The sequence below is a fragment of the Pseudomonas sp. TE21394 genome (genome assembly GCF_054057835.1).
The window spans coordinates 5,409,858-5,435,114 of record NZ_JBSRZR010000001.1 but is presented as its reverse complement, the minus strand read 5'-3'; the positions used below and the strand labels follow the sequence as shown (position 1 = coordinate 5,435,114).

Below are 25,257 nucleotides of genomic sequence, written 5' to 3'. Positions count from 1 at the left end.
CTGCGTATGCAGGTAGGGGTTTTGTCTTTTTGGCGCAAAAGTCCTCAGGCATGCGCGCTCCTGCACCAAGTACGCGCAGCGCTGAACCGCAATCATGAAAAGTGCGTCATTTAGGGCTGAGGAATCCGCGCACAGTGTTACGCTCACGGAAACACTCAGCACGGAAACCCACCATGGAAATGAACTGGCACCAGGCCCTGCAAGAGAGCCTGAGCTGGCTGGCAATCGCCTCGTTCACCACCTTTGTCTGTTTTGCTGCAATCGCCACGCTGGCCGCCCGCTATACGCGCTGGGGCAGGCAGTTCTGGCAGCTTGCCGGGCCATATTTCAATGTCAGACGCAGCTGGCAACCGCTGTTGGTATTCGCACTGCTACTCGTACTGACCTTGTTCTCGGTGCGCCTGAACGTGCTGTTCTCGTTCTGGTACAACGGCTTCTACAGCGCCTTGCAGGGCCTTGACCAAGCTGCCTTCTGGTACCTGCTCGGTGTCTTCGCGATATTGGCCACCATCCATGTACTACGCTCGCTGTTCAACTTTTATGTAAGCCAGGCGTTCAGCATCAAATGGCGGGTCTGGCTGACCGAGCGCCTTACCCACGACTGGATGCAGGGTGATGCCTACTACCGTGGCCAGTTCCTCGCTGAGCCGGTAGACAACCCTGACCAGCGTATCGAACTCGACGTCAACGCCTTCGTCAGCAACTCGGTAACCCTGGCCCTGGGCGCGGTCAGTGCGCTGGTGTCGTTGGTGGCCTTCACCGGAATCCTCTGGGGGTTGTCCGCCCCACTGGCGGTCGCCGGCATGGAGATCCCGCGGGCGATGGTATTTGCTGTGTACCTGTATGTCATCGTAGCTACCTGGATTGCCTTCCGCCTCGGCCGTCCACTGATTCGTCTGAACTTCCTCAATGAGAAGCTCACCGCCAACTTCCGTTATGCCCTGATGCGCCTGCGCGAGAACGCCGAGAACATTGCCTTCTACCAGGGGGCGCAAGTAGAGCGTGGCACCTTGCTGGGTCGCTTTGGCGCCTTGATCCTGAACGCTTGGGCACTGGTTTACCGAAACCTCAAGTTCAGCGGTTTCAACCTGGGTGTCAGTCAGGTTGCGGTGGTATTTCCGTTCATTCTCCAGGCCCCACGCTTTTTCAGCGGGGCGATCAAGCTGGGCGATGTCATGCAGACCTCCCAGGCCTTCGGCCAGGTGCAGGATTCGTTGTCGTTTTTCCGCGAATCCTATGATGCGTTCGCCCAGTATCGGGCGACCCTCGATCGTCTTACCGGTTTCCTCGATGCCAACGAGCAGGCGAGTGCCTTGCCACGTATTACTACCCAAGACCAGGCGCACGCCCTGGAGATCACTCAGTTGCAGGTGCTGCGCCCGGACGGGCACACCCTGATCGCCGATCTGGATCTTGACCTGCGCGCCGGCCAGGCCCTGCTGATCAAGGGCCCGTCCGGCAGCGGCAAGACCACGCTGCTACGTGCGCTGGCGGGCCTCTGGCCGTATGCCAAAGGCATGGTCAGGCGGCCGATGGGCCATCAGGCATTGTTCCTGTCGCAGCGGCCTTACCTGCCGCTGGGCGATCTGCGCGCTGTCATTGCCTACCCGGAGGCTGGCAACCCGGAAGACGCAACACGCATGCAGCAGGTGCTGCGCCAGGTCAATCTTGGCCATCTCGCCGAGCGGTTGGAAGTCAATTGTGACTGGTCACACATTCTCTCGGTTGGCGAACAGCAGCGCCTGGCGTTCGCGCGGGTACTGTTCAATCGGCCCCAGGTGGTGTTCCTCGACGAGTCCACATCCGCCATGGACGAAGGTCTCGAGCATACCTTGTACTCGCTGTTGCGCACGGAAATGCCAACCACCTTGCTGGTCAGTGTCGGGCACCGCAGCACGTTGGCCGAGTTCCATACTCATCGTCTGGAGGTGGATGGGCAGGGTGGATGGTCACTATTGGAGCAGCACCCGGCGCTGGTGTAGTGGGTTTCAGCGCACAACCGTGAATGGGCCTTCAGCCGGCCTCAGCGCAGCAATGCCATGCCCAGCAGCGTGAAGCCGGCAAACCCCGCGCCGGCCAGGAAGGTTGCATGGAAACCGGCTGCATCCCACAGCAGTCCAGCGACCACGCTGGCCGCCAGCAGCGCCACTCCGGTCAGCAGGTTGAACAGTCCGAAAGCCGTACCGCGCAAGTCGACGGGCGCGCTGTCGGCAATCATGGCGGCAAAAATGCCTTGGCTGAAACCCAGGTGCAGCCCCCAGGCGGCAACCCCCAGGGCCAGCCCGGCCCAGCTTGGCAGCAAGGCCAGCAGCAGGTCGGCGGCGATCAGCAGGCCCAGCCCCAACATCAATACGGCCCGGCGACCCAGGCGGTCCGACAGGGCACCTGCGGGGTAGGCCGACAGCGAGTAGGCCAAGGCCATGAGCACCAGCACCGCCGGTGCCCACAACGGCGCCAGGCCCATGTCCTGTGCGCGCAGCAATAAAAACGCCTCGCTGAAGCGAGCAAGGGTGAACAGGGTGGCCAGGCTGATCAGCCGCCAATACGCCGGCCCCAGGCGGACCAGGGCATGCACTGCCAGCGGTGATCGCACCGGTCTGGAGGTGGCTGGCGTTTCGGGCTCATGCACGAAGGCGATGAGGATATACACCGCCAGGAACGCCGGAATCACCGCCACCCAGAACACCGTCTGGAAATGGCTTGCCGTGAACCACATCAAGGCGATCGCCAGCAACGGCCCAAGGAACGCACCGACGGTGTCGAGTGCCTGGCGCAGGCCGAAGGCGGCGCCGCGCAGTTCGACCGGCGTGACATCGGCCACCAGCGCGTCCCGCGGCGCTCCGCGGATACCTTTGCCGACCCGGTCGACGAAACGCGCCGCGACCAGCCACTCCAGCCCCGAGGCCAAGGGGAATACCGGCTTGGTCAGCGCCCCCAGGCCATAGCCCAGCACTGTCAGCAGCTTGCGTTTGCCCAAGCGGTCGCTCAGGGCGCCAGAAAACACCTTGGTGATCGAGGCGGTCGCCTCGGCGATACCCTCGATCACACCCACTGCTACCACCGAGGTGCCGAGCACCGTGACCATGTACAACGGCAGCAGGGCGTGGATCATTTCCGAAGAAATATCCATGAACATCGACACGAAGCCCAACGCCCAGACGCTGCGGGGGATCTTCAGCAGGTGTTTGCTGGCGCCCATCGGGCGGCTTTGCTCGCGGCTGTGCATCGCGGGTATCTGCAGGATCGCTACGCTCCAAACTGTAGGAGCCAGCGCGCAGGATGCAAATGCTGGCTGGCACCTACCCGCCAGGCTTCTTGTGTCGCGACAGTGGCTCCCGAGCACGATTGTAGCGGCAAGAACTGCTCCGGCATGGTAAACCATGCATCCCCTGCCACGCGTGAGAAAAAACCGGTGAAAGCCGTGCGCCTGACCCTGATCTGCCATGCCCTGACCCACGCCCAGAAGACCGGACGTCTGCAGCATGCCGACGACGGTATCCTGCCCTTGGCCGAGCAGCCTTTCGCTGACCTTTCCGGGGTTTCGGTGCTGACTGCGCCGGAGCGGCGGGCCTGCGAAACGGCGGCATTGTTGTCAGGCCAGGTGGAGGTCGAGGCGGCGCTGGCCGATTGCGACTTGGGGCATTGGCACGGGCTGCCACTGAAGCAGTTGCAGGCCGAGCAACCGCAGGCATTGGCCGAGTGGCTGCAGAGCCCGACCAGCAACGTGCATGGGGGTGAATCGTTCGTTGCGCTTTGCCAGCGCATGGCCGCCTGGTTGGCGGCTTTCGACAGGCCGGGAGAATGGCTGGCGGTCACCCACCCGTTGGTCATGCGCGCGGTGCTGGTAGAGGTACTCGGCTGCCCGTTGAGTGCCGCCCAGCGGATCGACGTGTTGCCGCTGTCGCGGCTAGCGCTGAGTTTTACCGGGCAGTGGCGCTTGCGCCTGGGGTGAGGTTCAGAACGCCAGCTTGTAGCCGATCAGCAACAGCATCGCCGCCAGGCACGGGCGCAGCACGCGGTCGGAAACCCTCCCGGTGAGGTGGCTGCCAAGGTAGATGCCCGGCAGCGAGCCCAGCAACAGGTAACCCAGCAGCGACCAGTCCATGTTGCCCATACCTGCGTGGCCCAGGCCCGCCACCAGGGTCAGCGGCACGGCATGGGCGATTTCGGTACCGACCAGGCGGCGCGTGACCAGGAACGGGTACAGCAGGAACAACGCCACGGTACCCAGGGCGCCGGCACCGATCGAGGTGAGGGTGACCATTACCCCGAGCACCACGCCAGTGAGGACGGTGAGGACGTTGAGGCTGCGGTCGCTGAGGTGATAGTGGTCACCAGCATGACGGCTGGCGAAGGCTTGCAGGCGTGACTTGAACAGGATGGCCAGCGCGGTCAGGATCAGCACCACCGCCAGGCCTTGCTTGATGATGGCGTTGAGTGCCGAGGTGTCGGTATGCAGGGTGCTGAGGAACCACAGGGTCTGCGCCGCTGCGGGCACGCTGCCAAGGCTGAGCAGGCCGGTAATCTTCCAGTCGACGTTGTTGTTGCGTGCATGCACCCAGACGCCACTGGCCTTGGTCACGGCAGCATAGAGCAGATCGGTACCGACGGCCGTTGCCGGGCTGATGCCAAACCACAACAGGATCGGGGTCATCAGCGAACCGCCACCGACGCCGGTCATGCCGACGATGAAACCCACGATCAGTCCCGCAATGGTGAAACCGAAAGAACCTACATCCATACGCTACTCGACTGCCCAACTTTGCCCGTTATCGGATGCAGCCAGCATATAGATTTTTTTATAGCCAAATAGACTTGTTCGTTATTAGGTTATAACCGAGGTTGGCCCCGCCCAGTTGCCCGACAGCGCGGCTCAGCGATCGGTCAACACCGAAATGGCCACGCTCGCGCGCGATGATACGTGCATGGTTCGGTGTCATGTGGCGCTCGGGAAAGTCGCCAGCGATCGGGTGCAACATCGAAGCCATGGCCACCTTGAGTGGGGCGATGTCACGTCTGGACAGCGTGGCGGACCTGCCGATGCCGATGTTGTCGTACGGCGGGGCAGGGCTGTGAAAGCGACGGTGGCGTAGAGGCGGCCCAGGCGGCAACCGGTTGTTGCCGCCTGGGCCCAAGGGTCAGATCCTGAAGCTGCCCACCAGCTGCTTCAGACGCCCGGCCTGCTGGGCCAGTTGGTCGCAATGGCGCAGGGTCTCGTTGAGGTTTTCCACCCCTTGCTGGTTCAACGCGTTGATTTGGGTGATGTCCAGGTTGAGGCTCTCGACCACGGCGGTCTGTTCCTCGGTAGCGGTCGCCACCGACTGGTTCATGCCATCGATCTCACCAATGCGCTGGGTCACGCTGGCCAGGCGCTCGCCGGCCTGGTTGGCCACTTGCACGGTCTGCTCGCTGGAAACCTGACTGGTGTTCATGGTGTGCACCGCTTCCCGCGAGCCGACCTGCAGGCTGGTGATCATGCGGTGGATCTCTTCCGCCGATTCCTGGGTACGGTGCGCCAGGTTACGGACCTCGTCGGCCACCACGGCAAAGCCACGGCCGGCTTCACCGGCACGGGCTGCCTCGATGGCGGCGTTCAGCGCCAGCAGGTTGGTCTGCTGCGAGATGCCTTTGATCACATCGAGGATCTTGCCGATTTCGTCGGTGCTGGCATTGAGCGTTTCGATCTGCGCGCAAGATTCGCTGATGCGCTGCGACAGCGCGGTCATGGCATTGATCGCCTCTTCGACCACCTCACGGCCACCATGGGCCTGTTCGCTGGCACCACTGGCATGCTGCGAAGCATCGGCGGCGTTGCGGGCGATTTCCTGGGTGGCAGCCCCCAGTTGGTTGATTGCCGCTGCGACGCTGTTGGTGCGCATGCTCTGCTCTTCAGAGCCGATGATCGAAGCGTTCGAGGCGTTGATCACTTTCTCCGACAGGTCGTGCACCAGGCGGGTGGCCGAGGACACTTCGCTGATCGAGGCGTGAATGCGCTCGACAAAGCGGTTGAACGAGCTGGCCAGCTCGCCGAATTCGTCCTTGTTCTGCACGGTCAGGCGACGGGTAAGGTCACCTTCGCCCTCGGCAATGTCACGCATGGCGCGGCCCATGGTGGTCAGCGGGCTCATCAGCACCGGGATCAGCAAGCCGAGCAGGCCGGCGATGACAGCCACGGCGATCAGCATGGCGATGATCGCCGAGGTGCGGAACTGGCTGAGCGCGGCGTAGGCCTTGTCCTTGTCGATCGACAGGCCGATGTACCATTGCGCCGAAGGCAGGCCGGCCACCGGGGCGAAGGAGATGATGCGGTCCTGGCCATTGAGGATGACGTCCTGCATGCCGGTGGCAACCCGCAGGTTGCTGCCAGGGTAGATATCCTTCAGGTTCTTCATCACCTGGTCTTTGTCGGGGCTGACGATCACCTGGCCATTGCTGTCGGCCAGGAAGGCATGGCCAATGCCGCCGAAATCGACCGAGTTGATGATCTCGACCAGGGTATCGAGGGTCACGTCACCGCCGACCACGCCCATGAGCTCGCCACTGGCCTTGCTCTTCACCGGCGTGGCGATGGTGACCATCAGGCCACCAACAGCACCTTGGTACGGAGCGGTCAGTACCGTCTGCCCGGCGTTGGCTGCAGCGCCATACCAAGGCCGCTGGCGTGGGTCATAACCAGCGGGCATCTGCGCATCGGGGCGCTGGGTGAATGCGCCGTTGGCCTGGCCGAGGTAGGTGAACAGGAAATTGCGTGTGTAGGAAGGTTGCTCGATCAGCCCCGCCAAGTTGTCACCGGCACCTTGCTCGGCGATATCCTGGGCCAGGTTTTCCAGCACCAGGATGCGCCCGCTCATCCAGTTCTGCACGCTGCTGGCAGTCAGTGCACCGGACTGCTGTACCGAGGCCTCGATGTTCTGGCGGATGGTGTTGCGCTGCAGGTAGTCGTTGTAGAGCGTGAACAGGGCGAATGCCAGGACCACGACACCGCAGGCGCTGAGCAGGATCTTGTGGCGAAATTTCAGGTTCATGTTTCGAGACCTTGGGCCATTGAGGGGAGGAGCGCAGCGCGCTCATGACACACTGCGGAACCTATCGTTAGGGATATCGGCGTGCGCGGTAAAAGGTTGAAGCGCCTAAGGAAATTTCTGACAGCCGTTTCGACGGGCGGTATTCACCGGCTGCACAGCTGCTCGATCAACAGGCGAGCGCCCTGTCGCAGCGGTTGTTGCTTGCGCCAGAGGATGTGTACCGGTAACTGCAACTCGTTGCGCGTGTTGTGGAAATCCAGCCGCACCAGGCGACCGCAGGCCAGCAATGGCGCGACCCGCGACAGCGGCAGGTCGCCCCAGCCCAGCCCGGCCTCGACCATTTGCAGGGCGAGGTCGAAGCTGTCAGTGGACCAGTGCGTGGCACCGATCAGCGGGCGCGGGTCGCTCAGCGGCAAGTCGCGGCTGCGGACCAGGATCTGGCGCACCCGGGTCAAGTCCTCGAGGTACTGGATGCGTCCATCGTGCAAGGCCGGGTGGGCAGGGGACAAGGTGGCTACCAGCGACTCCATGCCAATGTGCTGGAAGCCGCGGCGGACATCGACCTGCAGCCCGGCAAAGGCCACGCAGAGGTCGGCACGGCCGCTGTCCAGGAGCTGCAGGGCTTCTTCCTGCGGGGCGCTGAGCAGGGCGATGTCCAACAGCGGGTGGCGTTCACCGAGGCTGGCGATGGCGGCCAGCAGTGGACGGTGGTCGACATCCGGCACTACCGCCAGGGTCAGGCTGCTTTCCAGGCCCTGGGACAGCTCCAGTGCATGTACCTGCAGCAGCCCCAATTGCTCGGCGATCAGCCGGGCGTGGGGTTCCAGGGCCAGCGCCTGTGCGGTCGGACGCACCTCGCGCGGGCCACGTTGGAAAAGGCTGTAGCCCAGTTCAGCCTCAAGGTTTGCAATGGCCATGCTCACCGCCGAAGGCACGCGCTGCAGCATGCGCGCGGCGGCGGAAAACGAACCGCGGTCGAGCACGGCGAGAAACAGCTGGATGTTGTCGCTGGAAAAGTTCATGGCAGCCTCCTTTCAGTGGATCTGACAGCTGCTGACTTTTTCTGTCAAGAACGATGAAGCATGATCGCACCCCATCGTTTTTTCGACATCAAGAGGTAACCCCGTGCAGGGACTCAAACGCAAACTGGTCTACGTGGCTTTCTATGAACTGATCGGGTTGTGCATGTCGACCCTCGGGCTGGCCTACCTGTCGGATACCCAGGCTTCGCATACCGGGCCTCTGGCGGTCATGATCACCACCATCGCCATGCTCTGGAACCTTATCTACAACACGCTGTTCGAGTGCTGGGAAAGCCGCCAGGCCACACGCGGGCGCAGCGTGGCGCGACGCCTGGCGCATGCCATCGGCTTCCAGCTGACCCTGGTGGTCTACCTGATACCGCTGATTGCCTGGTGGCTAGACATGACACTGTTGCAGGCGTTACTGGTGGACATGGCCTTCATTGTGCTGGTGCCGTGCTACACCTTTGCCTACAACTGGGCGTTCGACCGGATCTTCGGCTTGCCCAGCTCGGCCATGGCGCCAGCCTGATGCCGCCTGTGTCAGCGACAGGGGCGGTACAGGCGGGCTCTAAGGCGGCAGGCGTATGATCAAAGGCTCCTGTTGCTGTTTCACCTGTTGCTCGACTGCTTGTTCGGCTGGCCGTTGCGCACTCGCCAGCAGGCTGTCCTCAACCTGCCCGGACAGGTAGTACACGCCCGCCATGGCACCACTTTGGCGGTTCTCCATCAGCTCTTGCCATTCCTGGTTCAACGCCACGTTGAGGATCACCCGCAACTGCTCGACCATCTGCGGGTGTTCGCGGTCATGGGTCATCATCCCGTAGCCGGCTGCGGCAAGCGAAATCATCGCCCCCGCCACCTTGCCTACGGCCGACGCCACGGCGCTGGCGATACCGCGTGGGGCCAAGGTTGCGCCGAGCTTCTCGCTGGCCTGTGTGGCCACTGAATTCAGCCCGACATCTGTCCTGCCGGGGCCTTTGCTCGCCTGTTGATGCAAGTGCTGGCGCAGGGCTTGCCAGGCCGGTTGCTGGGCAAGTGACTTGGCCCGTAGCAGTTGGTACAGGCTGGCGTTGCGTGCATCCGGTGGTCCCAGTGCGATGGCCGGAATGCGGTTGAGGCGTTGGCTGAACTGCTCGGGAGGGGCGTTGTAGCGGCCGATGATGGCTGGCAGTTGCTGGCCGAGCAGTTGCAGGTACAGCTCGCAGGCACGGTCGCGAATGCCCTCTGGGTTGACCTGCTCGGCCACTGGCTCGATCACCCGTTTGTGGTACTGCTCCTGCAGGTACACCGCCAGGCGTTTTTCTGCCGGCTCGCGGCCTTCGCCGCTGTCGAGCTTGTACCAGGCCACTTTGAGGGTCAGCCATTGCTGGGTCCAGTAGCCGGTAAACCATGGGATGAAGTCGCTTTCGGTACGCTGCTGTACTTGTTCCTTCCATACTCGCATCGAGCGCCGGGCATAGTCGTTGGCCGAACCGGCAGCACCGGCCGAAGCCTCGATCAGTTCCTGGTCGATGCGTTGCCAGGTGGCGACGGTGAGTACCACTGGTGGCGGCGGGGCAGGCGGACGCTTGCCCGCGCAACCGGCGAGGGCCAGCAGCAAGCATGGCAGCAGAAGAACTCGAACGCTCACGCAACCGCCTCCTTGGTAGAGGCCGAGGTGGTCATTGCAGTATAGGGCCGCCTGGAGGGGGCTGTCGTGCAGCCCATCGGCTCCTGCAGGCTTTATTCCAGGTCGAGTTTTTCTTCCAAGCGGTCGAGGTGCTGGTGCATCAACGCCAGGGCCGCTTCGGCGTCACCTTGCTCCACGGCATCAATGATCGCCGCGTGCTCTTGCCATGCGCAGTGGTCGCAGCACGGCGATTCGTAGCGGGCGATGATCAGCGAGGTCATCGGCACCAGCCCATTGAGAAAGCGTGCCAGTGGCGTATTGGCAGCCACCTGGGCCAGCTTCAGGTGAAATTCGCCGCCCAGGCGGATCGCTGCGCAGCGCTCACCGCTTTCATGGTGCTGGCGCTCGCGCTCCACCAGTTGCCGCAATTGGCGTATCTGCAGCGGCCGGGCGCGCTGGGCGGCCAGGGTGATCAAGGTGGTTTCGGCCAGACGCCGGGCACTCAGTACCTGGCGTGCCTGCGCCGGGTCGGGCGCGGCCAGGTGCGCGGTGTGGCTGGGGCGCTGCACCACCACCTGCTGGTCGGAAAGGCGCCCGAGCACGCGGCGGATTACCGTACGGCTGACGCCGAACGCATGGCCCAGCGCCTGTTCGGGCAGGAGGCTGCCGGGAGGCAGGCGCTGTTCAAGAATGGCATCGAACAGCCGCGGGTAGATCTGCTCGGCCGACAGGCGGGTTTCGCCGGCCGCGAGCAGGGCCGGCAAGTGAGGGGCGGCATTCATGGTCGCTCTCCTGGGGTCATGGATGCGGGTGTTCGTCCGGAATGTTCAGGGCGATGCCCATGCGCAAGCCTTCGGCGAGGATATGCTGGCGCATCTGGACACTGGCCTGGGCGCTATTGCGTGCGCGGATGGCACGCACCACCGCTTCGTTTTCCTGCAGCCGGGCGGCGAGGTGCTCTGGCGACTTGCGCAGCATGTCGGCGCTCTGCTTGAGGGCATTGCCGGTCTGCTGCACCACGCTCTGGAAGATCGGGTTGGTGGTCAGGGCGAACAGGGCTTCATGGAAGGCAATGTAGGCCCTGACCCCGGCTTCGCTGTCTGCGGCTTCCAGCGCTTCGCGCATATCCATGAGGGTCAGGCGCAGTTGGCCGATGTCCTGGCTGTTGGCCGACTGTGCCACCAGGCCGACGATGAACGGTTCGAGGGTATAGCGCAGCTCCAGCACGTCGGCCAGGCTGGCCGCGGCGCTGGAGTCCGGGATGGGCTCCTGAACGGCGACATCGGCGTCCAGCACCAGCACGCCCTTGCCCGGCAGCGAGCGCACCAGGCCCAGCGTTTCCAGCACGGTCACCGCTTCGCGCAGGCTCGGCCGGCTGATGCCCAGTTGTTCGGCCAGCTCGCGCTGGCCCGGCAGCATGTCACCGCTGCGCCACTGGCCACGGGCGAGGGCCTGGCGCAGTTTTTCCACCACTGAGTTGACGACGGTCGATGAGCTGATCACGGTTTGCTCCTGGAAGGGCCGGCACCAATGCCGGCCACGTTCGCTCAGAATTCCTGTTGATGGTTGTTGGGTTGCCTGCGCGGCGTGGCCGCGAAACCAGGTTTGCCGTCCAGCACGTTGTGCGCCCGCTCCAGGTCGATGTCCTTCTCCCAGCGGGCAATGGCCACGGTGGCCACGCAGTTGCCGATCAGGTTGGTCAGCGCCCGGCCGATACCCATGAACCAGTCCACCGCCAACACCAGCACCAGGCCGACCACCGGTATCGCCGGCACGGCGGTCAGGGTGGCGGCGAGGATCACCAGCGCCGAGCCTGGGATGCCGTGAGCGCCCTTGGAAGTCACCAGCGACACCAGCAGGATGGTCAGCAGGTCGGTCATTGCCAGCGGTGTACCGGTGGCATTGGCGATGAAGACAATGGCCAGGGTCAGGTAGATGGAGAAGCCGTCGAGGTTGAACGAGTACCCCGTAGGGATCACCAGGCCGACGGTGGAAGTACCGATCCCCAGGTGTTCGAGCTTGCGCATGACCTGTGGCAGCACGGCGTCGGAAGAGGCCGTGCCGAGGACGATGGTCAGCTCTTCGCGCAGGTACTTGATCAGCGGCAGCAGCTTCAGGCCCGACAGGCGCATGACCGTGCCCAGCACGATCAGCACGAAGCCGGCACAGGTCAGGTAGAACAGTGCCACCAGCCCACCGAGGTGTTGCAGCGATTCCAGGCCGTACTTGCTGGTCGTGAAGGCGATGGCGCCGAACACGCCAAGCGGCGCCAGGCGCACGATCATGCCCATGATGCGGAAGATCACGTGGCTCAGCTCGTTGATCAGCCGCGAGATGCCGGCTGCCGAATCGCCGACCAGGTTCAGCGCACTGCCGAACAGTACCGAGAACAGCAGCACCTGGAGGATGTTGTTGTCAGCGAAGGCGCCGATTACCGAGGTGGGGATCAGCTCCAGGAAGAACGCCGTGGCACCGTGGATGTGCTGGCCGCGTTCGGCCAGGCTGCTGGCATCGGCACTGGACAGCTGGTCCAGGTGGATATTGGCGCCGCTGCCGATGCCGCTGCTGAAGGCAAACACCAGGCCTATCACCAGCGCCAGGGTGGTCAGCACTTCGAAGTAGATCACCGACTTCAGGCCGATACGCCCGACCTTCTTCAGGTCGCCAGCGCCAGAGATGCCGCTGACTACCACACAGAACACGATCAGGCCGATGAGCATCTTGATCAGTTTGATGAAGCCGTCGCCAAGCGGTTTCAGTTGCAGGGAAAGGTCGGGGAAGCTGAGGCCGCAGGCGATGCCGAGGGCAAGGCCGAGCACGACTTGAAGGAAGATCGAACGCGAGCACCATTTGAGCATGGGAGGAGTCTCTGATCGGTGTCCTTGCTTCGGTAGCCGCACGGGGCGAAAGAGCGCAGGACTTAATTATTGTGGTCTTACCGGTTTGTTCAGCGCGACGCCATAAAAGCGCGAAAAATCTCACATTGCAAGGATTTTTGGCCTTACCGGTCTGACCAGTTTCGGGCGTGCTCGCCTGCGAGGCTCTAGTTCAGTGCATGCCGTACAGGCGTTTGCGCGAATCAGACAAGGCCTCAGCGAGTGCCTGTCAGCACCGCTGCAATCCGCTTGCCAGGCTGCAGCCGACCTCGTTTTTTTCGATAACGCCATGATTCATAAGGTTTATTTGCTTTATGCCGCTGAACTCGTAGAATCCGCGCGCGACCGGTCAGTCACGAAGCGGCCGATGCTTGGGGTGGTTATCCCAATAATCGGCCGCGAGCTGGCGTCTGGCGTTTATATGAATGGAGTCTCATAGTGCGTCTCAATCTCCCGGTCACCCCGGTCGAGCAACGTTTCCCGGCTGATCAGCGGCTGATTTCTGCAACCGACACGGCCAGCCTGATCACCTACTGCAACCCTGAATTCGCCGCCATCAGTGGCTACAGCGAGGCCGAACTGATCGGCAGCCCGCACAACCTGGTGCGCCATCCGGACATGCCGCCTGCGGTATACGAACTGATGTGGCGGCACCTCAAGGCCGGCAAGAGTTGGATGGGCATCGTCAAGAACCGCTGCCGCAACGGCGATTACTACTGGGTCAACGCTTACGTCACGCCGATCTTCGAGGCCGGGCGTGTGGTGGGCTATGAGTCGGTACGGGTGTGCCCGACGCGTGAACAGGTAGCCCGGGCCGAGGCCCTGTATGCGCGTATGCGCAACGGCCAGGCCGTGTTGCCGTGGCCACGGCGCCTGTTGTTGCTGGCGCGCGACCTGGCCGTGCCGTTTGCGGGCGGGGGGGTGGCGCTGGGGGCCAACCAGCTGTGGCCTGGCCCGGTAGCGCAAGGGCTGACCCTGGGGTTGTTCCTGGCCTGTGGGTGGCTGGCACGCAATACCGTGGGGCGCCAGTTGCAGCTAATCGTGCAGGGCGCCGACGGCGCTTTCGCCGACCCGGTCGCCGCCTTGACCTACAGCGACTTGCCCGGTGCTGCCGGGCAACTGCAGCTGATGCTGATAAGCGAGGAGGCGCGGCTGAAGACTGCGCTGACCCGGTTGAGCGACCTGGCGGCACAGATGGCCGTGGCTGCCCATGATGCCGGTGAACTGTCGCGCAGTACCGAGGCGGCGCTGCTGCAGCAACGTGCAGAAACCGACCTGAGCGCGACCGCCATGAACCAGATGGCAGCCTCCATCGGCGAAGTGGCTAGCCATGTACAGCTGACCGCTGCCGAAGCGCATACCGCGCACCTGCTGGCCGAGCAGGGCAGCCAGGTGGCCGATGCCAGCGGCGCGGCGATTCGCACCCTGGCGGGTACCGTGACGCAGATCAACCAGGCGGTCACGCAGCTGGCTGGCCAGACTGGCTCGATTGCCGAGGCCACCGGGATGATCCGCGGCATCGCCGAGCAGACCAACCTGCTGGCGCTCAATGCCGCCATCGAGGCGGCCCGTGCCGGCGAGCAGGGCCGTGGCTTTGCCGTGGTGGCGGATGAAGTGCGGGCACTGGCCGATAAAACCCGGCAGTCGACCCTGCATATCCAGGCTATTATCGATGCCTTGCGCAGTGGTGCCGAGGAGGCCGTGGCAATCGCCAGCCAAGGCATCGACGGTGCCGAGCAGGGCGTCGCCCAAGTGCAGGAAGCCCGCCAGGCGCTGCATGGCATCCGTGAAGCGGTGCAGCGCATCAGCGCCATGAGCCAGCAGATGGCCACGGCCTCGCAGCAGCAGTCGGCCGTGGCCGAAGACGTCTCGCGGCAGATCAATGGCGTGGCCGGCATCGCCCAGCACAGCGCCCACAGCGCCAACGCCGCCGCCTCGCGCGGCGCCGAACTGGAACAGGTGTGCGCCGGATTGCGTGCCCTTGTGGAGCGTTTCAACCGTTAAGGCAGGATGCTTTATGGATGACAACTATCGCGCGGCCGTGGACGCGGCCGCGATTTTTTCCGAAACCGACCTGCGCGGGAACATCACCTACGTCAACCAGCAGTTCTGCAGCATTTCGGGTTACAGCCCCGAAGAACTGCTTGGCGCCAACCACCGCATCCTCAATTCCGGCTTGCACGAACCGGCGTTCTTCGTCGGCATGTGGCGGGCCCTGGCCGCTGGCCGTGTATGGAAAGGCGAAATCTGCAACCGCGCCAAGGACGGTTCGTTGTACTGGGTCGACAGCACCATGGTGCCGCTGGTCGACCCGCTCAGCGGCCAGGTGCGCAAGTATGTATCGATCCGCTTCGACGTCACCGAGAAACGTCAGCTGCTGCACACCTTGCAATGGCGGGTGGGCCACGACGTGCTTACCGGCCTGCCCAACCGCGCCTATCTGTCCGACCTGCTGAACCAGGCCTTGGCCTGTTCGCGCCGCGAAGGCTTTGCGCTGGCGGTGTGCATGCTCGACCTCGATGGCTTCAAGGCGGTCAACGACGGTTACGGGCATGCCATGGGTGACTTGCTGCTGGTTGAGGTGGCGCAGCGCCTGAAGCACATCCTGCGCGAAGGGGATGCCGTGGCGCGCCTGTCGGGAGACGAGTTCGTGCTGATCCTGCGCGATGTCGATGAAGGTCGCCAGTTGCCGGCGGCGTTGGGCCGGGTGCTGCGGGCATTGGCGGCGCCCTATGTGGTGCGTGAGCAGCACCTGTCGCTCAGCGCCAGTATCGGCGTGACCCTGTACCCACAGGACGACGAGGATGCCGACACCCTGGTGCGCCATGCCGACCAGGCCATGTACGTGGCCAAGCAGCGCGGGCGCAACCGCTACCACCTGTTCGACGTGACCCAGGAGCAGGAGCTCAAGGCTACTCACCAGACCGTGGCGCGGGTGCGCCGTGCGCTGCACAACAACGAGCTGTGCCTGCATTTCCAGCCCAAGGTCAACCTGCGCAGCGGTCAGGTGCTGGGCTTCGAAGCTTTGCTGCGCTGGCAGCGGCCAGGGCGCGGGCTGGTGCCGCCCGGCGACTTCCTGCCCTGGGTCGAGCAGACCGACCTGATCGTCGAGATCGGCGAATGGGTGCTCGACCAGGCGCTGAGCCAGCTGCAAGCCTGGCAGCGCGAAGGACGGCCATGGTCGTTGAGCGTGAACATCGCTGCGCGACACTTGCAGCGCAATGACTTCGCCGAGCGTCTGCGGCAGCTGCTGACGGAGCACCCGGAGGTGGACCCGGCGCGGCTGGACCTGGAAATCGTCGAGTCGGTGGCCATCGATAACCTGGAGCACGTCGGCCGCTGCCTCGACGCCTGCCGCGCGCTGGGCGTGCGCTTTTCCCTGGATGACTTCGGTACCGGCTACTCGTCGCTGAGCTATCTCAAACGTTTGCCGACCCAGACGATAAAGATTGACCAGTCGTTCGTGCGCGACATCCTGCACGACCAGGACGACCTGGCCCTGACCCGAGCGGTGATCGGCCTGGCGCGGGCATTCGGCCGCGAAGTAATTGCCGAAGGGCTTGAGAGCGTCGAGCACGGCCGGGGTGCTGATGGGCCTGGGTTGCGAACTGGCGCAGGGTTACTGCATCGCCCGGCCGATGCCGGCCAGTGAGGTCGGGAACTGGGCACAGGCCTACCGGCAGCCAACGCAGTGGCGCGACCCATGACAGGTCGGTCGGCGCGGCAAGCATGAGTCTGCTGGTCAGCGGCCGGTGCGTTGAGTGGCGCGCTGCGGCGCCATTGCGGGTGGCTGAAGTTGCCGCAGTCGCTTGTACAGCGTGGTGCGGCTGATCCCCAGGGCACGTGCCACTGCCGAAAGATTGCCATTGGCCTGCTGCACCAGCGCTTGCAAGTCCGCTTCTGCTGGCGCCAGGGGTACTGGCAACTGCGCTTCGGCCAGGAAACCCGCAGGCAAGTGTTCCAGGCCGACCGGGCCGCTGCCGGCCAAGGCCAGCGCGACCTGTAGCACGCTTACCAGTTCACGCATATTGCCTGGCCAAGGATGCTGGTCGAACAGCTCGACAATGGCTGGCGGCAGCCGTGCAGGTTGCCGGGGGTCGCGGTATCGGGCATGCACCTGCTCGATCAGCTGGCGCCGGTCGCTGCGTTCACGCAGCGGCGGCAGCAGCACTGCCAGCCCGGCGATGCGGTAGTACAGGTCCTGCCGAAAGCGCCCGGAACGCACCTCTTCGGCTAGGTCACGATTGCTCGCCGACACCACGCGGATATCCACGGCTACCGGCTCGCCGCTGCCCAGTGGCTGGATACTGCGTGACTGCAGGACGCGCAGCAGGCGGGCCTGGGTCGGCAGCGGCATGTCGCCGATTTCATCAAGGAACAGGATGCCGTGGTCAGCCTTGCGGATCAGCCCCGGGTTGCCCTTGTGGTGGGCACCGGTGAACGCGCCTCTGTCGTAGCCGAACAGCTCGGACTCCACCAGCTCGGCGGGGATTGCCGCGCAGTTGACCGCGACCAGCGGCTGGCCTGCGCGGCTGCTGGCGCGGTGCAAGGTGTCGACGAACACTTCCTTGCCGACGCCGGTTTCCCCCTGCACCAGCACCGGGATGTCCTTCTCCAGCAGCAGGCTGGCCTGCGCCAGGGCCCTCTCCAGGCGCGGGTCGGTGCTGCCGGCGGTGGGGCGGCAGGCGGCCTCCGGGGCAGGCTGCCACTGGCAATGAAAGCGGTTGCGCCCGGTAGCCTGCAAGGCGAAGGGTTGTTGCCGGGGGTGGCTGAGCAGTTGCCGCAGCGGCAGCTGGAACAGATGCTCGACGTTCTGCCCGAGCGGGTTGCCGCCGAGCAGGCTGTCGGCCCGGTGATTGGCCGCCAGCACCTGGCCCTGTTCGTCGAACACCAGCAGGCCGGCCCAGGGGCTGTCGAGGTTGTCGGAAGCGCTGTTGAACATCAGCTGGGCATGCCGGCCGCCATGTTCGGCGAGGATCAGGCGGTTCTCCAGGCTCTGGCTCATCATGCGTACCAGGCCAAGGGTCTGGCTGGCGGGCAGGTAGCCGTCGCTGGCGACGTCGAGCACTCCGACCAGCTGCCGTGTCGCGTCGAACAGTGGCGCGGCGGCGCTGGACATATAGCGGTTCTGGCGCAAGAAGTGCTCGTCCTGGCCCACGTGAATTGCCTCGGCGCAGACCAGTGCGGTGCCCAGGGCGTTGGTGCCGACGCCACGCTCGTGCCAGTGGGCGCCGGCGCTGAAGCCGTGCTGCTGACGCGGCTCGATGAAGCGCCGCGAGCCCCAGGTATCGAGCAGGCAGCCACTGGCATCGGCCAGCATCACCAGGTAGCTGGCATTGCCCAGCAGGTGTGCGTAATGCGGCAATACCGCCTCGCGGGTCAGGCGCAGCAGGACCTGGCGCCGCTCCAGCAGGGCGCTCAGCTCGGCGCGGGTCAGGCAGTCGAAATCCGGGGCGTGCTGGGGTTGCAGGCCGTGGTCGCGGCAGCGGGCCCAGGAGGCCTGGATCAGTTGGGCATGGGTCGAAGCGGATGCGGCCATGGGCCTGTCCTGTGTGATTGTTGTAATGGAGCCGACCGCTGTTCAGTGTCGTTCACAGTTGTTCAATGTCAAACCCGCGAGTGTTCAGTTGTTCAGCGCTTGTGTTCAATTCTGAACCTGTGCCTCGACGAGGCTTCCGCGCAGGGCTCGGGCCAGACGGGTCCGGCGTAACTGGCACGAAACTGGCTGTACCCGGGCAAACAACAATCACAAGAAGGCCACGCCATGTCCCTGGTGCTGGAACAGGTCAGCCGCAGCGTCGACAACCAGGCCTGGATCGTCGATGCCTCGCTGCGCTTCGAACCAGGCTCGTTCAATGTACTGCTGGGCCGCACCCTGGCCGGCAAGACCAGCCTGATGCGCCTGATGGCCGGGCTCGACCGCCCGGACCGCGGGCGGGTGCTGATGGATGGCCAGGACGTGACCGGCGTGCCGGTGCGCCAGCGCAATGTGTCGATGGTGTATCAGCAGTTCATCAACTACCCCACCCTCAGCGTGTACGAGAACATCGCCTCGCCGCTGCGCCAGGCGCGCATCGCCGAACCGGAGATCCGTCGGCGGGTGCAGGAAACCGCCGAGATGCTGCGCATCGAAGCCTACCTGCAACGCCTGCCGCTGGAGCTGTCGGGTGGCCAGCAGCAACGCACGGCGATGGCCCGGGCGCTGGTCAAGGATGCTTCGCTGATCCTGTTCGACGAGCCGCTGGTCAACCTCGATTACAAGCTGCGCGAGGGCCTGCGCCAGGAACTGCGCGAGCTGTTCGCGGCGCGCCACTGCATTGCCGTGTATGCCACCACCGAACCCAACGAGGCGTTGGCGCTGGGCGGCACCACGACCCTCATGCACGAAGGCCGGATCGTCCAGAGCGGGGCCACCGCCGAGGTCTATCAGCGCCCCGGCAGCGTGCTGGCCGCCGAACTGTTTTCCGAGCCGCCGATCAACCTGGTACCCGGCCAAATCAGCGGCAACGAGGTGAGCCTGGCCCAGGCCGTGCACTTCGCCCGCAATGCCGACCTGCAGTCGCTTGCCGAGGGCGATTACCGCTTTGGCGTGCGGCCCAGCCACATCAGCCTGGTGCCGGCCCACGACGATGACCTGGAGCTGGCGGTGCTGGTCGAGCTTGCCGAGATCAGTGGCTCGGAGACTTTCCTGCATGTGCGCAACGACCACTGGCGCATGACCCTGCATTTGCCAGGGGTGCACGAATATCAGGTGGACACGCCGATCCGTGTGTTCATTCCCACCCACAAGCTGTTCGTATTCGACAGTGCCGGGGCGCTGGTGCAGGCCCCCGGGCTGCGCCAGGCGAGGAGAGGGTGATGGCCGAAATCCGTCTGCGCCAACTGGCGCACAGTTACAGCCTGCAGCCCGCCAGCGAGACGGACTATGCCCTGCACGCGCTGGACCATGTGTGGGAGCAGGGCGGTGCCTATGCCTTGCTGGGGCCGTCGGGCTGTGGCAAATCGACTTTGCTCAATATCATCTCCGGGCTTTTGACGCCGTCCCATGGCGAGGTGCTGTTCGATGGCAAGCCGGTCAACCAGTTGCCGCCGCAGGCGCGCAACATCGCCCAGGTGTTCCAGTTTCCAGTGGTGTACGACACCCTGTCGGTGTACGACAACCTGGCGTTTCCCCTGCGCAACCAGGGGCTCGACGAAGCCCGCGTGCGCGCCCGGGTGGAGGAGATTGCCGAGGTGCTCGACCTGACCGCGGCGTTGCGCAAGAAGGCGCGCAACCTCAGTGCCGACGAAAAGCAGAAAGTCTCCATGGGCCGTGGCCTGGTGCGCGACGACGTGTCGGCGATCCTGTTCGACGAGCCACTGACGGTGATCGACCCGCATCTGAAGTGGAAGCTGCGGCGCAAGCTCAAGCAGATCCACGAGCAGTTCAACATCACCATGATCTACGTCACCCACGACCAGCTGGAAGCCTCGACTTTCGCCGACAAGATCGCGGTGATGCACGGTGGGCGCATTGTCCAGTTCGGCACCCCGCGCGAGCTGTTCGAGCGACCGCGGCACACCTTCGTCGGCTACTTCATCGGCAGCCCGGGTATGAACCTGATCGAGGTGCGTGCCGAGGCGGACGGGGTGAGCTTCGGCGATATCCACCTGCCACTGCCGGATGGCTTGCGTGAGCGTCTGGCGGCAACGGCAGGCGGGCGCTTGCAGGTCGGCATCCGCCCCGAGTTCGTGCAGTTGTGGGACAGCCCGTTCGATGATGCCTACCCGGCACGGGTGCTGGACGTCGAGGACCTGGGCACCTACCGCATTGTCACCCTAGAGCTGGGCGGCGTCGCGCTCAAGGCGCGCCAGGCTGAGGACCGCCCACTGCCTTTGGCTCAGGCCTGGGTCAGCCTGCCGACGCAGTGGTTGATGCTGTACCTCGACGATGTGCTGCTGGAGGTCGCGCCATGAACAAGGTGCCCAACAACAAGGCCTGGTGGCTGGTGCTGCCGGTGTTTCTGCTGGTGGCATTCAGTGCCGTGGTGCCGATGATGACCGTGGTCAACTACTCGGTGCAGGATATTTTCGACCAGTCCAACCGCTACTTCGTCGGTGCCGACTGGTACCGCCAGGTGCTGCGCGACCCAGCGCTGCATGAGGCGTTGCTGCGCCAGTTCATTTATTCCGCCTGCGTGCTGCTGATCGAGATCCCGTTGGGCATCGGCATTGCCCTGACCATGCCGACCAAGGGGCGCATGGCGTCGGTGTGCCTGATCGTCATGGCCCTCCCGTTGCTGATCCCATGGAACGTGGTCGGCACCATCTGGCAGATCTTCGGCCGTGCCGACATCGGTTTGCTCGGCGCCACGCTCGCCAGGCTGGGGGTCAGCTACAACTACGCCGGCGACCCGTTCGACGCCTGGCTCACCGTGCTGGTGATGGACGTCTGGCACTGGACCTCGCTGGTCGCGCTGCTGTGCTATTCAGGCCTGCGCGCCATCCCCGACGTGTATTACCAGGCCGCGCGCATCGACCGCGCCTCGGGCTGGGCGGTGTTCCGCCATATACAGTTGCCGAAGCTGAAGAACGTGTTACTGATCGCGGTAATGCTGCGCTTCATGGACAGCTTCATGATCTACACCGAGCCCTTCGTGCTGACCGGCGGCGGGCCCGGCAACGCGACCACCTTCCTCAGCCAGACCCTCACGCGCATGGCCGTGGGCCAGTTCGACCTGGGCCCGGCGGCGGCGTTTTCGCTGGTGTACTTCCTGATCATCCTGCTGGTGTCGTGGCTGTTCTACACAGCCATGACCCATGCCGACAAGGACTAGGCCATGAGCACACGCAAATCGCTGGCCCTGCTGCTGTACTTTTTCTTCCTGCTAGTGCCGATCTACTGGCTGCTGAACATGTCGTTCAAGAGCAATACCGAGATCCTCGGTAGCCTGACCCTGTGGCCGCAGGCATTCACCCTCGACAACTACCGGGTGATCTTCACCGATGCCAGCTGGTACAGCGGTTATATCAACTCGCTGTACTACGTGTGCCTGAACACGCTGATTTCGCTGCTGGTGGCGCTGCCGGCGGCGTACGCCTTCTCGCGCTACCGCTTCCTCGGCGACCGCCACCTGTTCTTCTGGCTGCTGACCAACCGCATGGCACCGCCGGCGGTCTTCCTGCTGCCGTTCTTCCAGCTGTACTCGTCGATCGGCCTGTTCGACACCCACATCGCCGTGGCCCTGGCCCACTGCCTGTTCAACGTGCCGCTGGCGGTGTGGATCCTGGAGGGCTTCATGTCGGGTGTGCCGAAGGAAATCGACGAAACGGCCTACATCGATGGGTACAGCTTCCCGCGCTTCTTTATGAAAATTTTTATTCCACTGATCGGCTCCGGCATCGGCGTCACGGCGTTCTTCTGCTTCATGTTCTCCTGGGTCGAACTGTTGCTGGCGCGCACGCTGACCTCGGTGGATGCCAAGCCGATCGCCGCGGTGATGACCCGTACCGTGTCGGCATCGGGTATCGACTGGGGTGTGCTGGCAGCGGCAGGCGTTCTGACCATCCTGCCCGGCATGCTGGTGATCTGGTTCGTTCGCAACCATGTGGCCAAGGGCTTTGCCCTTGGCCGGGTCTGAGGAGGGTAGGGCATGGAGTGGATGGCCTGGACCTTGCCGACGGCGTTGTTCTTCGCCGCCGTGGCTGTACTGCTGCTGGGCATGACCTTGCTCGAGCTGCGCCGGCCTTGCGTGGAGCGACGCGGCTTTCTACCACTGGTTACCAGCCGTGGCGACCGCTTGTTCATCGGCCTGCTGGCTTGCGCCTACCTGCATCTGCTGGTGGTTGGTGTCAGCGAGTGGCCATTGTGGGTGGCCTCGCTGCTGTCTTTGGTGTGGCTGCTGGTGGTACTGCGCTGGGGCTGAGCGAGCGGCCCTGTGGGATAACTGAAACGGGAGATCACAATGTTCGACAACAAGTACAACAGGCGACATTTGACCCTGGCCGCGTTGCTGGTGCTGGCCAGCATGCAGGGCACAGCCTGGGCCGACCAGTACGAGGACGCAGCGAAGAAATGGATCGGCAGCGAGTTCAAGCCGTCGACCCTTACCCCTGAACAGCAACTCGCCGAACTCCAGTGGTTCATCAAGGCAGCCGAGCCGTTCCGTGGGATGAAGATCAATGTAGTGTCCGAAACCATCACTACCCATGAGTACGAGTCCAAGGTGCTGGCCAAGGCCTTCAGTGAAATCACCGGTATCCAGCTGACCCACGACCTGCTGCAGGAAGGCGACGTGGTGGAAAAGCTGCAGACCCAGATGCAGTCGGACAAGAACATCTATGATGGCTGGGTTAACGATTCCGACCTGATCGGTACGCACTTTCGCTATGGCAAGGTGGAATCGATCACCGACCTGATGGCCAACGAGGGCAAGGACTACACCTCGCCGACCCTCGACCTGAAGGACTTCATCGGCATCTCCTTCACCACCGCGCCTGATGGCAAGGTCTACCAGTTGCCCGACCAGCAGTTCGCCAACCTGTACTGGTTCCGTGCCGACTGGTTCGAACGGCCCGAGCTGAAGGCCAGGTTCAAGGAAAAGTACGGTTACGAGCTGGGTGTACCGGTGAACTGGTCGGCCTACGAGGACATTGCCCGGTTCTTCACCGAAGACGTCAAGGAAATCGACGGCAAGCGCGTCTATGGCCACATGGACTATGGCAAGAAAGACCCGTCGCTGGGCTGGCGCTTCACCGACGCCTGGTTCTCCATGGCCGGTGGCGGCGACAAGGGCCTGCCCAACGGCCTGCCGGTGGACGAATGGGGCATTCGTGTGGAGGACTGCCACCCGGTGGGTTCCAGCGTGACTCGCGGTGGCGACACCAACGGCCCGGCTGCGGTCTATGCCACGCAGAAGTACGTGGACTGGATGCGTGCCTATGCGCCCAAGGAAGCCCAGGGCATGACCTTCTCCGAGGCAGGCCCGGTGCCCGCCCAGGGCAACATTGCCCAGCAGATCTTCTGGTACACCGCGTTCACCGCCGACATGACCAAGCCCGGCTTGCCAGTGGTCAATGCCGATGGCACGCCGAAGTGGCGCATGGCGCCGTCGCCGAAGGGGCCGTACTGGGAGGAGGGGATGAAGCTGGGCTACCAGGACACCGGTTCATGGACCTTCTTCAAGTCTACCCCGGAGAAGCAACGGCTGGCGGCCTGGTTGTACGCCCAGTTCGTCACATCCAAGACCGTGTCGCTGAAAAAGACCATCGTCGGCCTCACGCCGATTCGTGAATCGGATATCAACTCCCAGGCGATGACCGACTTGGCGCCCAAGCTGGGCGGGCTGGTGGAGTTCTATCGCAGCCCGGCGCGGGTACAGTGGACCCCGACCGGTACCAACGTGCCGGATTATCCGCGCCTGGCGCAGTTGTGGTGGAGCCATATCGCCGAGGTGGCGAGCGGCGAGAAAACCCCGCAGGAGGCCCTGGACGGCCTGGCCCGCGACCAGGACCGGATGATGGAGCGCTTGCAGCGTTCCAACGCCCAGGCCACCTGCGCGCCGAAGTTGAACCCGGAGAAGGATGCCCAGTACTGGTTCGACCAGCCTGGTGCACCGAAACCGAAACTGGCCAACGAGAAGCCCAAGGGCGAGACCGTCAGCTACAGCGAACTGCTCAAGTCGTGGGAGGCGGCCAGGAAATGATCGGCTGAAGCTTGGGGTTTGTGCGTGGATCGAGCGCCATCCGCGCCGTGCGCGATGTCCCAGGCACTGCACCTCCCACGCCTGGCAAAAAAACGGCACCTGTCAGAGGTGCCGTTTTCATATCACGCGGTGTTATTTGTGCAGCTCTTCCGCCGCATACAGGGTGTTCTCCAGCAGGCATGCCCGGGTCATCGGCCCGACGCCACCCGGCACCGGGGTGATCCAGCCCGCGCGCGGCAGGGCGGTCTCGTAGACCACGTCGCCGACCAGCTTGCCGTCGTCCTGGCGGTTGATGCCGACGTCGATGACGATGGCCCCTTGCTTGATCCATTCGCCCTTGACCAGGCCCGGCTTGCCGGCAGCCACGACCACCAGGTCGGCGCGCCCGACATGGCCGGCCAGGTCCTTGGTGAAGCGGTGGCAGACCGTCACGGTGCAGCCGGCCAGCAGCAGTTCCATGGCCATCGGGCGGCCCACGATGTTGGATGCGCCGACGATGACCGCGTTCATGCCGTACAGGTCCTGGCCAGTGCTTTCCAGCAGGGTCATGATGCCCTTCGGCGTGCACGGGCGCAGCAGCGGGATGCGCTGGGCCAGGCGGCCGATGTTGTACGGATGGAAACCGTCCACGTCCTTGTCCGGGCGAATGCGTTCGAGCAGCAGCGAGGCGTCCAGGTGCGCCGGCAGCGGCAGTTGCAGGAGGATGCCATCGACGGCCGGGTCGTCATTGAGGCGGTCGATCAGCTCGGTCAGGGCCTGCTGCGTGGTGTCGCTGGGCAGGTCGAACGCCTGCGAAATGAAACCGACCTCTTCGCAGTCCTTGCGCTTGTGCGAGACATAGACTTGGGAGGCGGGGTCGGTGCCGACCAGGATCACTGCCAGGCCGGGTGTACGCAGGCCTTGCTGGCGACGCTCCACGACACGTTGAGCGATCTGCTGGCGCAGGCTGGCGGCGATCGCCTTGCCATCGATTAGGTGTGCAGTCATAGACGCGTGATTAACCATCGAGAAGGAAACAATTAAAGAGGGCGCATTCTC

21 protein-coding genes and 4 pseudogenes are annotated in these 25,257 nt (G+C 64.0%); 13 read left to right on the top strand and 12 right to left on the bottom strand.

The features are described 5' to 3' along the window. Positions 1-173: 173 nt before the first annotated feature. Positions 174-1,982 (top strand): ABC transporter ATP-binding protein/permease, encoded by a 1,809-nt coding sequence (locus ACVWZT_RS25145; protein ID WP_296234861.1) that lies wholly within the window; start codon positions 174-176, stop codon positions 1,980-1,982. Positions 1,983-2,023: 41 nt separating this feature from the next. On the opposite strand, the gene ACVWZT_RS25140 is transcribed toward ACVWZT_RS25145, so the two are convergent. Next, a complete protein-coding gene (locus ACVWZT_RS25140) occupies positions 2,024-3,226 on the bottom strand; it encodes an MFS transporter (RefSeq protein WP_457471986.1) in 1,203 nt (400 codons plus the stop codon). A 186-nt stretch (positions 3,227-3,412) separates the two neighbouring features. On the opposite strand from ACVWZT_RS25140, the gene ACVWZT_RS25135 reads away from it, so the two are divergent. Next, the gene (locus tag ACVWZT_RS25135; RefSeq protein ID WP_457472151.1) at positions 3,413-3,952 is read left to right on the top strand and encodes a histidine phosphatase family protein; all 540 of its coding nucleotides are present in this window, start codon (positions 3,413-3,415) and stop codon (positions 3,950-3,952) included. Positions 3,953-3,955: 3 nt separating this feature from the next. On the opposite strand, the gene ACVWZT_RS25130 is transcribed toward ACVWZT_RS25135, so the two are convergent. Beyond that, positions 3,956-4,741 carry a sulfite exporter TauE/SafE family protein gene (locus tag ACVWZT_RS25130; RefSeq protein WP_457471984.1) on the bottom strand — a complete coding sequence of 262 codons (786 nt, stop codon included), beginning with the start codon at positions 4,739-4,741 and terminating at the stop codon, positions 3,956-3,958. A 151-nt stretch (positions 4,742-4,892) separates the two neighbouring features. Continuing rightward, a pseudogene (locus ACVWZT_RS25125) lies at positions 4,893-4,973 on the bottom strand (helix-turn-helix domain-containing protein); the annotation flags it as partial. Here ACVWZT_RS25125 and ACVWZT_RS25120 point away from each other — a divergent pair. Further along, positions 4,939-5,076, top strand: a complete 138-nt coding sequence (locus ACVWZT_RS25120; protein ID WP_457472156.1) for a hypothetical protein — start codon at positions 4,939-4,941, stop codon at positions 5,074-5,076. The pseudogene ACVWZT_RS25125 and the gene ACVWZT_RS25120 overlap by 35 nt on opposite strands. A gap of 62 nt (positions 5,077-5,138) precedes the next feature. Here ACVWZT_RS25120 and ACVWZT_RS25115 read toward each other — a convergent pair whose 3' ends face one another. The 3 genes and pseudogenes from ACVWZT_RS25115 to ACVWZT_RS25105 all read right to left on the bottom strand — a co-directional run bounded on the left by ACVWZT_RS25115 (position 5,139) and on the right by ACVWZT_RS25105 (position 8,047). Then, a complete protein-coding gene (locus tag ACVWZT_RS25115; protein ID WP_372241569.1) occupies positions 5,139-5,879 on the bottom strand; it encodes a methyl-accepting chemotaxis protein in 741 nt (246 codons plus the stop codon). A 114-nt stretch (positions 5,880-5,993) separates the two neighbouring features. Continuing rightward, positions 5,994-7,025, bottom strand: a pseudogene (gene mcpA, locus ACVWZT_RS25110) (methyl-accepting chemotaxis protein McpA); the annotation flags it as partial. 143 nt (positions 7,026-7,168) lie between these two features. Then, complete coding sequence (locus tag ACVWZT_RS25105; protein WP_457471983.1) at positions 7,169-8,047, bottom strand: LysR family transcriptional regulator; 879 nt, start codon at positions 8,045-8,047, stop codon at positions 7,169-7,171. A gap of 103 nt (positions 8,048-8,150) precedes the next feature. Here ACVWZT_RS25105 and ACVWZT_RS25100 point away from each other — a divergent pair, with 103 nt between their 5' ends. Then, positions 8,151-8,579 carry a PACE efflux transporter gene (locus tag ACVWZT_RS25100; protein WP_296234866.1) on the top strand — a complete coding sequence of 143 codons (429 nt, stop codon included), beginning with the start codon at positions 8,151-8,153 and terminating at the stop codon, positions 8,577-8,579. A 39-nt stretch (positions 8,580-8,618) separates the two neighbouring features. On the opposite strand, the gene ACVWZT_RS25095 is transcribed toward ACVWZT_RS25100, so the two are convergent. The 4 genes from ACVWZT_RS25095 to ACVWZT_RS25080 all read right to left on the bottom strand — a co-directional run bounded on the left by ACVWZT_RS25095 (position 8,619) and on the right by ACVWZT_RS25080 (position 12,517). Continuing rightward, a complete protein-coding gene (locus tag ACVWZT_RS25095; RefSeq protein WP_457471982.1) occupies positions 8,619-9,680 on the bottom strand; it encodes a hypothetical protein in 1,062 nt (353 codons plus the stop codon). A gap of 92 nt (positions 9,681-9,772) precedes the next feature. Then, positions 9,773-10,441 carry a GntR family transcriptional regulator gene (locus tag ACVWZT_RS25090; RefSeq protein WP_296234868.1) on the bottom strand — a complete coding sequence of 223 codons (669 nt, stop codon included), beginning with the start codon at positions 10,439-10,441 and terminating at the stop codon, positions 9,773-9,775. 16 nt (positions 10,442-10,457) lie between these two features. Next, complete coding sequence (locus tag ACVWZT_RS25085) at positions 10,458-11,162, bottom strand: FadR/GntR family transcriptional regulator (protein ID WP_296234869.1); 705 nt, start codon at positions 11,160-11,162, stop codon at positions 10,458-10,460. A gap of 44 nt (positions 11,163-11,206) precedes the next feature. Continuing rightward, a complete protein-coding gene (locus ACVWZT_RS25080; protein ID WP_296234870.1) occupies positions 11,207-12,517 on the bottom strand; it encodes a C4-dicarboxylate transporter DctA in 1,311 nt (436 codons plus the stop codon). Positions 12,518-12,973: 456 nt separating this feature from the next. Here ACVWZT_RS25080 and ACVWZT_RS25075 point away from each other — a divergent pair. The 3 genes and pseudogenes from ACVWZT_RS25075 to ACVWZT_RS25065 all read left to right on the top strand — a co-directional run. Further along, positions 12,974-13,255, top strand: a pseudogene (locus ACVWZT_RS25075) (PAS domain-containing protein); the annotation flags it as partial. A gap of 114 nt (positions 13,256-13,369) precedes the next feature. Beyond that, on the top strand, positions 13,370-14,539 hold the full coding sequence (locus ACVWZT_RS25070) for a methyl-accepting chemotaxis protein (RefSeq protein WP_457472148.1): 1,170 nt from the start codon (positions 13,370-13,372) through the stop codon (positions 14,537-14,539). A gap of 13 nt (positions 14,540-14,552) precedes the next feature. Further along, positions 14,553-16,242: pseudogene (locus tag ACVWZT_RS25065) on the top strand (putative bifunctional diguanylate cyclase/phosphodiesterase). A 35-nt stretch (positions 16,243-16,277) separates the two neighbouring features. Here the strand turns inward: ACVWZT_RS25065 and ACVWZT_RS25060 are convergent. Then, positions 16,278-18,074, bottom strand: a complete 1,797-nt coding sequence (locus tag ACVWZT_RS25060; RefSeq protein ID WP_457471980.1) for a sigma-54-dependent Fis family transcriptional regulator — start codon at positions 18,072-18,074, stop codon at positions 16,278-16,280. A 225-nt stretch (positions 18,075-18,299) separates the two neighbouring features. Between ACVWZT_RS25060 and ACVWZT_RS25055 the strand changes: the two genes are divergently transcribed. Genes ACVWZT_RS25055 through ACVWZT_RS25030 form a run of 6 tightly spaced genes read left to right on the top strand, consistent with a single transcriptional unit; the run spans position 18,300 to position 24,219 of the window. Further along, positions 18,300-19,394 (top strand): ABC transporter ATP-binding protein, encoded by a 1,095-nt coding sequence (locus ACVWZT_RS25055; RefSeq protein ID WP_457471978.1) that lies wholly within the window; start codon positions 18,300-18,302, stop codon positions 19,392-19,394. Next, positions 19,394-20,491 (top strand): ABC transporter ATP-binding protein, encoded by a 1,098-nt coding sequence (locus ACVWZT_RS25050; RefSeq protein WP_457471976.1) that lies wholly within the window; start codon positions 19,394-19,396, stop codon positions 20,489-20,491. The genes ACVWZT_RS25055 and ACVWZT_RS25050 overlap by 1 nt, the downstream gene beginning before the upstream one ends. Then, complete coding sequence (locus tag ACVWZT_RS25045) at positions 20,488-21,351, top strand: carbohydrate ABC transporter permease (protein WP_457471974.1); 864 nt, start codon at positions 20,488-20,490, stop codon at positions 21,349-21,351. The genes ACVWZT_RS25050 and ACVWZT_RS25045 overlap by 4 nt, the downstream gene beginning before the upstream one ends. A gap of 3 nt (positions 21,352-21,354) precedes the next feature. Further along, positions 21,355-22,155 carry a carbohydrate ABC transporter permease gene (locus ACVWZT_RS25040; RefSeq protein WP_457471973.1) on the top strand — a complete coding sequence of 267 codons (801 nt, stop codon included), beginning with the start codon at positions 21,355-21,357 and terminating at the stop codon, positions 22,153-22,155. A gap of 12 nt (positions 22,156-22,167) precedes the next feature. Next, complete coding sequence (locus ACVWZT_RS25035) at positions 22,168-22,440, top strand: DUF2160 domain-containing protein (protein ID WP_296234882.1); 273 nt, start codon at positions 22,168-22,170, stop codon at positions 22,438-22,440. Between the two features lie 39 nt (positions 22,441-22,479). Then, a complete protein-coding gene (locus tag ACVWZT_RS25030; RefSeq protein WP_457471972.1) occupies positions 22,480-24,219 on the top strand; it encodes an ABC transporter substrate-binding protein in 1,740 nt (579 codons plus the stop codon). Between the two features lie 132 nt (positions 24,220-24,351). Here ACVWZT_RS25030 and folD read toward each other — a convergent pair whose 3' ends face one another. Beyond that, positions 24,352-25,206: a bifunctional methylenetetrahydrofolate dehydrogenase/methenyltetrahydrofolate cyclohydrolase FolD gene (gene folD / locus ACVWZT_RS25025; RefSeq protein ID WP_296234884.1), complete on the bottom strand. Its 855-nt coding sequence runs from the start codon at positions 25,204-25,206 to the stop codon at positions 24,352-24,354. Between the last annotated feature and the right edge of the window lie 51 nt (positions 25,207-25,257).